General features: G+C 72.2%; 10 protein-coding genes. 3 read left to right on the forward strand and 7 right to left on the reverse strand.

Annotated features, from left to right (window positions below; translation table 11 throughout):
• Positions 1-69 precede the first annotated feature (69 nt).
• Both ACFU7Z_RS27755 and ACFU7Z_RS27760 read right to left on the reverse strand, forming a co-directional pair.
• On the reverse strand, positions 70-756 hold the full coding sequence (locus ACFU7Z_RS27755; RefSeq protein ID WP_049650784.1) for a response regulator: 687 nt from the start codon (positions 754-756) through the stop codon (positions 70-72).
• Positions 756-2,351 (reverse strand): ATP-binding protein, encoded by a 1,596-nt coding sequence (locus tag ACFU7Z_RS27760; protein ID WP_380780367.1) that lies wholly within the window; start codon positions 2,349-2,351, stop codon positions 756-758. Before ACFU7Z_RS27760 ends, ACFU7Z_RS27755 begins: the two co-directional genes overlap by 1 nt.
• A gap of 283 nt (positions 2,352-2,634) precedes the next feature.
• Here ACFU7Z_RS27760 and ACFU7Z_RS27765 point away from each other — a divergent pair, with 283 nt between their 5' ends.
• Genes ACFU7Z_RS27765 through ACFU7Z_RS27775 form a run of 3 tightly spaced genes read left to right on the forward strand, consistent with a single transcriptional unit; the run spans position 2,635 to position 5,436 of the window.
• Entirely contained in the window at positions 2,635-3,444 is an 810-nt protein-coding gene (locus ACFU7Z_RS27765) for an ABC transporter ATP-binding protein (RefSeq protein WP_049650781.1), read from the forward strand.
• The gene (locus ACFU7Z_RS27770) at positions 3,434-4,339 is read left to right on the forward strand and encodes an ABC transporter permease (protein WP_380780370.1); all 906 of its coding nucleotides are present in this window, start codon (positions 3,434-3,436) and stop codon (positions 4,337-4,339) included. Before ACFU7Z_RS27765 ends, ACFU7Z_RS27770 begins: the two co-directional genes overlap by 11 nt.
• A gap of 35 nt (positions 4,340-4,374) precedes the next feature.
• The gene (locus tag ACFU7Z_RS27775; RefSeq protein WP_074005667.1) at positions 4,375-5,436 is read left to right on the forward strand and encodes an ABC transporter substrate-binding protein; all 1,062 of its coding nucleotides are present in this window, start codon (positions 4,375-4,377) and stop codon (positions 5,434-5,436) included.
• Between the two features lie 57 nt (positions 5,437-5,493).
• Here ACFU7Z_RS27775 and ACFU7Z_RS27780 read toward each other — a convergent pair whose 3' ends face one another.
• Genes ACFU7Z_RS27780 through ACFU7Z_RS27800 form a run of 5 tightly spaced genes read right to left on the reverse strand, consistent with a single transcriptional unit; the run spans position 5,494 to position 9,826 of the window.
• Positions 5,494-6,396, reverse strand: coding sequence for a sucrase ferredoxin (locus tag ACFU7Z_RS27780; protein WP_380780373.1), 903 nt, complete (start codon positions 6,394-6,396; stop codon positions 5,494-5,496).
• 38 nt (positions 6,397-6,434) lie between these two features.
• Complete coding sequence (locus ACFU7Z_RS27785; RefSeq protein ID WP_380780375.1) at positions 6,435-7,172, reverse strand: hypothetical protein; 738 nt, start codon at positions 7,170-7,172, stop codon at positions 6,435-6,437.
• 19 nt (positions 7,173-7,191) lie between these two features.
• Positions 7,192-8,250 (reverse strand): hypothetical protein, encoded by a 1,059-nt coding sequence (locus ACFU7Z_RS27790; RefSeq protein ID WP_380780377.1) that lies wholly within the window; start codon positions 8,248-8,250, stop codon positions 7,192-7,194.
• A 12-nt stretch (positions 8,251-8,262) separates the two neighbouring features.
• Positions 8,263-9,513: a hypothetical protein gene (locus ACFU7Z_RS27795; RefSeq protein WP_074005664.1), complete on the reverse strand. Its 1,251-nt coding sequence runs from the start codon at positions 9,511-9,513 to the stop codon at positions 8,263-8,265.
• 7 nt (positions 9,514-9,520) lie between these two features.
• Positions 9,521-9,826, reverse strand: coding sequence for a type VII secretion target (locus tag ACFU7Z_RS27800; RefSeq protein WP_107418945.1), 306 nt, complete (start codon positions 9,824-9,826; stop codon positions 9,521-9,523).
• Positions 9,827-10,007 lie beyond the last annotated feature (181 nt).

Raw genomic sequence — 10,007 nt, forward strand, 5'->3', positions numbered from 1 at the left:
GGCCTGGGGCCGCCGGGGTTCCCCCCTGTCCGGGCCCGGTCCGGCGGTCATCGGCCCTGACCGGAGCGGCTACGCCCGGGCCGCCAGGCCGTAGCGGTGCTCCGGGCGGCCGGTGTCGCCGTACCGCAGGGTCAGCCGCAGCCGGCTGTCCCGCTCCAGCTGCTTGAGGTAGCGCTGCGCGGTGGAGCGGCTCAGCCCGGTGGCGTCGGCGACCTCCTGGGCGGAGAGCGGCCGGCCGGCCCGGCGCAGGACGCCCATCACCAGGTCGGTGGTGGGCGCCGAGTGGCCCTTGGGGAGCGGCCCGGCCGGGGCGGCGGCGCTGCGCAGGGTCGCGAACAGCCGGTCCACCTCGTCCTGGCCGGCCTCCCGGGCCGGGGCGGCGAGCGCGTGCCGCAGCTGCGCGTACGCCACCAGCTTCTCCCGCAGTCCGGCGAAGGTGAACGGCTTGACCAGGTACTGGAGCGCGCCGTGCTGCATCGCGGCGTGCACCGTCGACACGTCCCGGGCGGCCGTCACCATCATCACGTCGCAGGCCACCTGGCGTTCCCGCAGCCGGCGCACCAGGGCCAGGCCGGTCTCGTCCGGCAGGTGGTGGTCGAGCAGCAGCAGGTCCACCGGTCGGCGCTCCAGTGCGGCCAGTGCCTCCCCGGCCGAGTGCGCGGTGCCGGTCACCCGGAAGCCGGGGACCTTGGCCACGTAGGCGGCGTGCACGTCCGCGACCCGGAAGTCGTCGTCCACCACGAGTACGTCGATCATCACGCCTCCACGAGCTGGGTGGTGAGCAGGGCCTCGGGCAGCTCGACGGTGAACCGGGCGCCGCCGAGCGGCCCGGTGTCGAGCACGATCCGGCCGCCGGTCCGTTCGACCAGCCGCCGCACCATCGCCAGCCCCAGCCCGCGCGGACGGTGCGCGGGTGCGTCCTTGCTGCTCCACCCCTCTTCGAAGACCTGCTCGCGCAGCTCCTCCGGCACGCCCGGGCCGCTGTCCGCGACCTGCAGCAGCAGCGTCGGGCCGGCCGCCGCCAGGCTCACCTCCACCCGGCCCCCGCCGCCCGCGGTCAGCGCGTCCACCGCGTTGTCGATCAGGTTGCCGAGCACCGTCACCAGCGCCCGGGCGTCCACCACGGCGTCCGGCAGGTGCGCCGCCGGGGCCAGCGCCAGCCGCACCCCGCGCTCGCCCGCCACCGCGCTCTTGCCCGCCAGCAGCGCCGCCACGTGCGGGTCCTGCACCTGCTCGGCGATCCGCGCCGCGACCACCGCGTGCGAGCCGGACTGCTCCGAGATGAACGCCACCGCCTGCTCGTGACGGCCCAGTTCCAGCAGGCCCAGCAGGGTGTGCATCCGGTTGGCGTGCTCGTGGTCCTGGGCCCGCAGCGCCTCGGTCAGGCTGCGGGTGGTGTCCAGCTCGCGGACCAGCGACTCCAGCTCGGTGCGGTCCCGCAGGGTCACCACGGCGCCGCCCTCGGGCGTGGCCGTCCGGTTGACCACCAGCACCCGGTCGTCCCGTACGGCCGGCAGGTCGGCGCCGGCGATCCGCCCGGCGAGCACGTCCGCCAGCCGGCCCGGCGGCAGCACCGCGCCGATCGGGCGGCCGGCGCAGTCCTCGGGCAGGCCGAGCAGCCGGAGCGCCTCGTCGTTGGCCAGCCGGATCCGGCCGTGCTCGTCCAGCGCCACCATGCCCTCGCGGATGCCGTGCAGCATCGCCTCCCGCTCCACCAGCAGCGCGGAGATGTCGGCCAGCGCGATGTTGTGGGTGCGGCGCTTGAGGCGGCGGGCCAGGAGGAGGGTGGCGAGCGTCCCGGCGGCGAGGCCGGCGCCCGCGCACAGCAGGATCCCGGTGAGCATCTTCAGCAGCCGGCGGCGGATCGAGTCGTCGCTGATGCCGACCGAGACCTCGCCGACGATCCGGCCGTCCGCCATCCGCAGCGGCACCTTGCCCCGGGCGGTGCGGCCCAGGGTGCCCTGCTGGATGGCGGTGACGCTGCGGCCGCTGAGGGCGGGCTCCGGGTCGGTGCTGACCCGCTGGCCGATCCGGCCCGGGTCGGTGTGCGAGAGCCGGATGCCGTCCAGGTCGGTGACCACGACGAAGCTGGCGCCGGTGGCCAGCCGGATCTGCTCGGCGTTGCGCTGCGCGGCCACCACGTCGCGGCCGGCTGCGGCCCGGGCGATGTTCTCGTCGGTGGCGGTGGCCTGGGCGATCGACAGCGCCCGCTGCATCGCGTCGTGGTCCAGCTCGCTGCTGACCGGGGCCAGGAACAGCCCGGCGGTCACGGCGGTGACACCGACGGTGACGACGGTCTGGCTCAGCAGCAGCTGGGCGAAGACCCGGCGGGGCCGGCGGGCGAGCTTCATCCGGGCCTCCTCTCGGCGGCTGCGGGGGAATCGGATGTCCGGGAGCGGGGATGGGAGCGGGGGCGGGGAGCGGGGGGCGGGGTGGGGGCGCCTCCGGTGGGGTGGGTCGGGACACCCTATGTTTCCGCGCTGTTTCTGTCAGCCGCGTCCCCGCAGTTGTAGCGCAAGCAAAACGAGCAGAACACCCCTCTATGCGGAGAAGTCGCACTACGCGAAGAAGGCTCCCGCCGGGGCCGGGCCCGCTCCTACCTTTCCGGGGCAAGCACAGAACCGGGAGGAATGCATGACCGAGACCCCGGCGATCGAGCTGACCGGCGCGACCAAACGCTTCCGCACCCCCTCGGGGGCGTTGCACACCGCCGTCCGCGATCTCGATCTGACCGTCGCCCAGGGCGAGTTCGTCGCCGTCGTCGGCCCCACCGGCTGCGGCAAGTCCACCACGCTGACCCTGGTCAGCGGCCTGGAGGAGCCCACCGAGGGCGAGGTCCGGGTGTACGGCGAGCCCGTGCGCGGGATCGACCCCAAGGTCGGGTTCGTCTTCCAGCAGGACGCCGTCTTCCCCTGGCGCACCGTCCTGTCCAACGTGATGGCCGGCCCGCGCTTCCGCGGCGTGCCCGCCGCCGAGGCCAGGGAACGGGCCCGGGACTGGCTCGGCCGGGTCGGCCTGGCCGCCTTCGAGGACCGCTACCCGCACCAGCTGTCCGGCGGCATGCGCAAGCGCGTCGCGCTCGCCCAGACCTTCGTCAACGACCCGGCGATCCTGCTGATGGACGAGCCGTTCTCGGCCCTGGACGTGCAGACCCGGGCCCTGATGTCGGACCAGCTGCTGGAGCTGTGGGCCGGTACCGGCTCGTCGGTCGTCTTCGTCACCCACGACCTGGACGAGGCCATCGCGCTCGCCGACCGGGTCGTCGTCATGACGGCCGGACCGGCCACCGTCAAGGAGGTCTTCACCGTCGACCTGCCGCGCCCGCGCACCGTGGAGGCCGTCCGGCTGGAGCCGAGGTTCGTCGAGCTGTACCGCGAGATCTGGGCCTCGCTCGGCGAAGAGGTGCGCATCACCCGGGAGAGAGGAGCGGGTCGTGCCGCTTGAGACCGCGTCCGATTCCGTGCCCGAGTCCGTGTCGGGAGCCGCGTCGGCCGGCGCCGGGAAGCCCCCGGCCGTCACGACGAGGACCGAGGCCCGCGAACGGGCCGCCCGCAACCGCCGGTTGGTCGTCTACGGCGCCCGGGTCGCGGTGCTGCTCGCCTTCCTCGGGCTCTGGGAGGTCTGCGCCCGCACCGACGTCATCGACCCGTTCAACTTCTCCCAGCCGTCGAGGATCTGGGACCAGATCTGGCAGTGGGTCACCCACGGCACCGCGCAGGGCTCGCTCGGCGAGCAGATCGGCTACACCCTGTACGAGGCCCTCGCCGGCTGGGTGATCGGCGTCATCGGCGGCGTGCTGCTGGGTATCGCGCTCGGCCGGATCCGCTTCCTGGCCGACGTGTTCGGGCCGTACATCAAGGTGCTCAACGCGATCCCGCGGATCGTGCTCGCGCCGATCTTCCTGATCTGGTTCGGCCTCGGCCCGGCCTCCAAGGTCGCCTCCGCGGTGGTGCTGGTGTTCTTCCCGGTGTTCTTCAACGCCTTCCAGGGCGCCCGCGAGGTCGACCGCAACCTCGTCGCCAACGCCCGCATCCTGGGCGCCGACAGCCGCAGGGTCACCCTCCAGGTGGTCATCCCCGCCGCCACCACCTGGATCTTCACCAGCCTGCACGTCAGCTTCGGCTTCGCGCTGATCGGCGCCATCGTCGGCGAGTACATCGGCGCCACCAAGGGCCTCGGCCTGCTCGTCGCGGCCGCCCAGGGCACCTTCAACGCGGCCGGCGTGTACGCGGCCATGACCATCCTCGCCGTCGTCGCGCTGCTCACCGAGGGGCTGCTGACCTTCGCCGAGAAGAAGCTGTTCCGCTGGAAGCCCGCCGACGCGGGCGACGGCCGCTGAACCTCCCCCGCCCGTACGAAGAGAGGCCCCCACCCATGCGCAGAACGGCTGCCGCCGCCCTCGCCGCCCTCCTGCTCCTCCCGCTCTCCGCCTGCGCCAACGACGCCGCCACCGCCGGACACGGCGCGGTCGCCGCCCCCGCCGGGCAGCAGGTCGACGGACCCAAGGTCAAGATCATGGTCGGTGGCCTGGACAAGGTCATCTACCTGCCCGCGATGCTCACCCAGCGGCTCGGCTACTTCGCCGAGGCCGGCGTCAACGTCGAGCTGATGACCGAACCGGCCGGCGTCAACGCCACCACCGCGCTGCTCGCCGGGGACGTCCAGGGCGCCGTCGGCTTCTACGACCACACCATCGACCTCCAGGCCAAGGGCAAGAAGGTCGAGTCCGTGGTGCAGTTCGCCCAGGCGCCCGGCGAGGTCGAGGTGGTCTCCAGCAAGCAGGCCGACGCGATCAGGTCCGGCGCCGACTTCAAGGGGAAGAAGCTCGGCGTCACCAGCCTCGGCTCCTCGACCGACTTCCTCACCAAGTACCTCGCGGTCAAGAACGGCACCGCCGTCAGCGAGTTCAGCCCGATCGCGGTCGGCGCCGGCCAGACCTTCATCGCCGCGCTCCAGCAGGGCAGCATCGACGCCGGGATGACCACCGACCCGACCGTCGCCGCCGTCCTGGACAAGGGCCTCGGCAAGGTCCTCTACGACATGCGCACCCCCGAGGGCTCGCGCGAGGCGCTCGGCGGGCTCTACCCGTCCTCGTCGCTGTACATGAACACCGACTGGGTGGAGAAGAACAAGGACACCACCCAGAAGCTCGCCAACGCCTTCGTGAAGACCCTCACGTGGATGTCCACCCACAGCCCCGAGGAGATCGCCGCGAAGATGCCCGCCGACTACGCCCAGGGCGGCGCCGAGCAGTACGCGGCGGCGATCAAGGCGACGCTGCCGATGTTCACCACGGACGGCGTGATGCCGGCCGACGGGCCGAAGACGGTGCTCTCGGTGCTCGCCGCGTTCCACCCGGACGTGAAGGGCAAGGAGGGGTCGATCGACCTGGCGAAGACCTACACCACGGAGTTCGTCGCCAAGGCCGCCGGCTGAGCCCCGCCGCCGACAGCGGTCCCGCGCCCACCCCCACGGGCGCGGGGCCGTTGTGCGTCAGAGCCCTCGTACGGACAGCACGTCCATCCGCGACGGCGTCCCCGCCGCCTTGCCGCAGCTCTCCGGACGCGCCGGCTCGCTCACCGTCTCGATCACGTCCACCTCCCAGGACCGGCCGTCCCGGTGCAGCACCGTCACCAGCCAGCGGCGCTCACCGTCCGGCCGCTGGACGAGCGTCAACGCGTCCACCCCGGTCTCGCCGGTCGCCAGCCGCACCGCGTGCTCGGCCGCCTGGCCCGGACGCTCCCAGCCCGAGCAGCCGCGCGACCACTCCGGCACCGTGTGCCCGGCCGCCGTCGCCGCCAGCACCTCCTTGGCGGTCTCCGGCGTCAGCCGCCCGTACGCGTAGCCGTACGGCAGCACCAGCATCGTGGGGGAGAAGCGGTGCCCGCCCAGGTGGGTGACCTCCCACACCTCGCTGTGCCCGGCCGCCGCCAGCTCCGCCGCGAGCGGACGGCCCAGCAGCGCGCAGCAGCGGTCCCGCCGCCCGTTGGTGCACACCAGGGCCACCGGGCCGCCGACGTGCTCCGCACCGAAGCCGGTGTGGTCCCCGGCGCCCAGCGCCGCGAAGTCCAGGCCCAGCAGCTCCGCCGGATCCGCCACCGCCTCCCGGCGCACCCAGTCGCGGCCCGGCACCGTGTGCGCCACGAGCACCTCGTGGCGCGGGGTCGGCAGGCAGTCGGCGTGCCGACCGGGCCGGCGGATCAGCGCCACCCGCACACCCGTCCCGGCCGCGGCCGCCTCCAGCGCCCGCCCCACCGCCGCGTCCAGATGGCTCTCGCCCAGCGCCTTCGCGCCCCACGGCCCGTTCTGCTCCACCAGCAGCCAGGTGCTCGCCACCGCCGCCGTCGCGGCCAGCGGCTCCGAAAGTTCACGCGACACGGTCGCACAAGTGCTCACGCCGGCAAGGCTACCCTCAGCTGATCACCCTCACTCGATCACCCGAAGGCGGCCTTCACCCGCTGCGCGACCTCCTCGTCCACCGTGTCGTACATCGGCTCGGAGACGGTCGGGAGGTCGGCGAACTCCAGGTGGATGCTGCGGACGACGTCCGCGAACAGCTCCGAGTACAGCACCCAGTCCTCCGGGCACGGGGTACTCAGCTCCAGCGAGAGCAGCTGCGACTCGTTCGGCAGCGGCAGGTGCACCTGGATCACCGAGGTGGTCAGCACCCCGTCGACGAGCGGGACCGCCAGGCCGTCGAGCGGGGTCGACCCGTCGTCCACCGCGGTCGCCACCGCGTCGATCACCGCGACGGCCCGCCCGGCCGGCAGCTCGACCGCCGTCACCTCCGCCTCCGGACGGGACAGGGCCAGCCGGGTGAGCAGGAAGTCCACCGCGCCGGGGTAGTCGGTGCCCTCCAAGGGGCACAGCGAGGCGGTGATCGTGGCCATGCTCGGACGGCCGTCCACGTCCACCAGGCACATCCCGGCGTGGATCACCCCGGCCTCGGCCATCGACGGGATCAGCCCGGCCAGCGTCATGGCCCAGGCGGCCCGGTCCTCCTCGGACCGGGAGGCCAGTACCTCGCAGACCATTTCCCAGAGCTCCTCCGCCACCTGTTCCTCGGTGCCGAACACGGGTACCTGGTGGAAGGCGGGCGGGACGATGAAGCGGATCTGGAGTGGTGCGTCCTCAGCGGGATCGGGGCGGTCGGCTGTCTGAGTGCCGGACATCGGGAGCCTTCCACTGAGGTCATGCGGGCTTGCGGATGCGGTTGCGGGTGTCCAGCCAGGACGGCGGGACGGGGACCGGGACGCCGTACGTACGGGCCTCGATCAGCAGGTCGAGGTAGGCGTCGGCACGCTCGCGCAGGCCGGAGCGGCGCCAGGTCCAGAGCTCCTTCAGCGCGGGGACTGCAGCGAGCAAGCCGATGGCGATCAGGCCCGTCCCCAGGGAGACGAGCTGTCGGCGGTACTCGGCACCGGCGGGGTCCATGCCCATGGGAGCGACGACCATGCCGGCGACCACGGTGAGGAGGAACGTCCTGCCCCAGAGGCTGATCCACCGGCGGGACCGCTGCACGGCGGTGAGCAGTCCCCGGACCGCCTGTTCGTCCAGGAAGTCGACGCCGTGCGGAGCACTGAGTTCGCGGGCCCGGCCGGCCAGGGCCCAGTGGCGCGCGAGTGCTGCGGTCGGCAGTACCGGGAACTTCGGGTCGATCACGGCGTCGGCCGGCCACCACGAGGTCGGCTGTGTCGCGGCCGGCTGCGGGGGAGCCGGACTGGTGGAGGACGTGCCCCGGGCGGTCGGCGGCTGTGGTGGAGCGGTCGCGCCTTCCTCCCACGAGGCCCGCTCGGCGGCGACTCCCCACTCGGGGGGGATCGTGACCGTCAGACCGGCTCCCCGTGCCCGGTTCAACAGGCCCACGTACGTGGTGAAGTGCACGGAGGCGGTCTTCTTCTCCGCCTCCCAGGACATGCCGCGGATCCCGATCCAGATGCCGACGGGGATCGCAAGGACGGCCGCCACCAGGCCGGCCACCTGTCGTCCCTCGGCCGGCGAACTCATCGACGCGCCGAAGAACACGGCACCCGCGATTCCCCCGATGATGAACAGGCCGGCCAGTTCGGAGTACCAGTCCTGCTGGTTCCGCATCCGCAGGTGCTTGGTCACCACATCGCGGGCCACGTAGTCGTGCAGCAGGTTGATTCCGTAGAGCGTTTCGGCCCGTCGCGCGGCCTCGGCCACCTCGGGCACCGAGGCGATCCGTCCGCCCTCGACGGGGAGCGTGGCATGGAGGTCCTTGGCCATGGGTCTCTCCTCTCAGCCGACGGCGTTCAGGAACGGGGCGGACGCCGGCCGGACTGCGGGCCTCGCGAGCGGCCCGGGAAGCACGACGGGCTGCGCCGCCGCCCTTCTCTCGATCGCTTTGTCCACTTGCTTGTACGCGCCGTAGACGATCGAGGCCGCCTTCGCACTGGCCGTGACCTTCGCGGGATCGAGCGCCGACAAGCGGGACGCGACCTTGTCCGAGAAGACGCGGGCGACATTGGGCGCCCTTTCCGACTGGCTGAGCCAGCTCGCGCCTTTGGGTATCCACGTGGTGACGGCCTTGGTCGACATCGGAAGCCTGGCCATGGCGAGCGCGCTGCCGCCGGCGTTCGCGGCTCGGGTTCCCTTGGCGGCGGTGGCGAAGCCCTTGACCAGCCCGTAGCCGGGGATCAAGCCCAACGAGTCCAGTCCGAGGGTCATCCACGACACGTCCTTGCCACGGAGCTTGGCGATGCCGTGCCCGCTCAGCGCGCCCGCGCTCGTCAGCACGGCCCCGGCGACCAGCACCGGACCGAACGGGGTGAACAGCGCGGCGATCGTCAGTCCGGCCGAGATCATGGACAGGATGTCGGCATGGTCGGACAGGAAGTCCAACGACTTGTTCCAGGCCTTTTTCACGTTGTCCAGCATCCGCTTGAACAGCCCCGGGTCCGGCGGGTGGTGACGGGACGCCTCCACGATCGCCTTGGCGGCGGCCTCGGCCTTGTGCCGGTGGTCCTCCAACTGCTTGTGGGCGCGCTTGATGACCTCGTCGAGCTGGTGGTGGCAGCGGGTGCTGGCCTCCCGGGCCGCGTCGAACTGCGCCTGGGCGCGGTTGATCACGTTGTCGGCGGTCTGCCCGCCGTTCTGCGCGTAGCCCTTCAGGGTGTTGCCGAGGGAGGTGACCTGGCCGTCCGTGTCGGCCAGCCGCGTGCGCAGCTCGACGGCTTCGGCCTCCATCGTGCGGCCGGTGGTGATCATGCCGGAGAGCTGGGTGTGCCAGGCCTTGAGGGCCCGCGAGCAGGCGGCCATCGACTCGTGGCCCTGGGTGAGGTACTTGGGCAGTTGGCCCAGCTTGTCGGCGAACTTGCGGGCCGCCTCGCCCTCCCAGGCGCCGCCGTCGGAGCCGATGCCGGCGAGCGCGCTCCGCAGTTCTTCCAGTTCCCGGGCTACGGCGTCGACGTCCGCGTACATCTTGGCGATGCCCGCCAGGTCCCCCGGGGCCGGGCAGAAGCCGAGGCCCGGCCAGTTCTTGTCACCCATGGTGGAGTCAGTCCCTGCTGCCGGCTGCGCTGTAGGCCTTCGCGACGCCCTGTTCGTTGTCCGTGTAGGCCTTGAGTGATTCGTCCAGGCCCTCGTGGAGGTTGTGGGCCAGCTTGCCCATCCGACCCATCGCTCCGTGCCAGTGGCGTTCGAAGCCCAGGCATGCCGAGTCGAGCCACGCGTTGCCGGTCTGGCGGGCGATCCCGGCGTTCTCCAGGCTCTTGGCGACCGTCTTCATGCGCTTGGCGCATTCGTCGAGTTGCTTGGACACCGTTCTCATCCGGTCCATGTCGATCTTGAATTGATCGGTCAACTCCCCATCCCCCCAAGGATTGTGACGCGGTGTGGAGCACCTGTTCGGTGAACCTAACCCATGGGAGGGCAAAGTTCAGGCCATGACCGGGAATTGGAGATCGCCGTTCCGCAATCCCGGCCGGGCGGGCACGAAAAAGCGGAGGGGCACCGGACGATGTCCTGTCTCTTATACGCATCTC

The organism is Kitasatospora sp. NPDC057518 (assembly GCF_042802075.1).
Lineage (GTDB): Bacteria > Actinomycetota > Actinomycetes > Streptomycetales > Streptomycetaceae > Kitasatospora.

Excerpts from the sequence above, each read along its gene's own strand:
- ACFU7Z_RS27755 (WP_049650784.1), bottom strand. The coding sequence starts at position 756 with ATGATCGACGTACTCGTGGTGGACGACGACTTCCGGGTCGCGGACGTG.
- ACFU7Z_RS27760 (WP_380780367.1), bottom strand. The coding sequence starts at position 2,351 with ATGAAGCTCGCCCGCCGGCCCCGCCGGGTCTTCGCCCAGCTGCTGCTG.
- ACFU7Z_RS27765 (WP_049650781.1), top strand. The coding sequence starts at position 2,635 with ATGACCGAGACCCCGGCGATCGAGCTGACCGGCGCGACCAAACGCTTC.
- ACFU7Z_RS27775 (WP_074005667.1), top strand. The coding sequence starts at position 4,375 with ATGCGCAGAACGGCTGCCGCCGCCCTCGCCGCCCTCCTGCTCCTCCCG.
- ACFU7Z_RS27785 (WP_380780375.1), bottom strand. The coding sequence starts at position 7,172 with ATGTCCGGCACTCAGACAGCCGACCGCCCCGATCCCGCTGAGGACGCA.
- ACFU7Z_RS27790 (WP_380780377.1), bottom strand. The coding sequence starts at position 8,250 with ATGGCCAAGGACCTCCATGCCACGCTCCCCGTCGAGGGCGGACGGATC.
- ACFU7Z_RS27795 (WP_074005664.1), bottom strand. The coding sequence starts at position 9,513 with ATGGGTGACAAGAACTGGCCGGGCCTCGGCTTCTGCCCGGCCCCGGGG.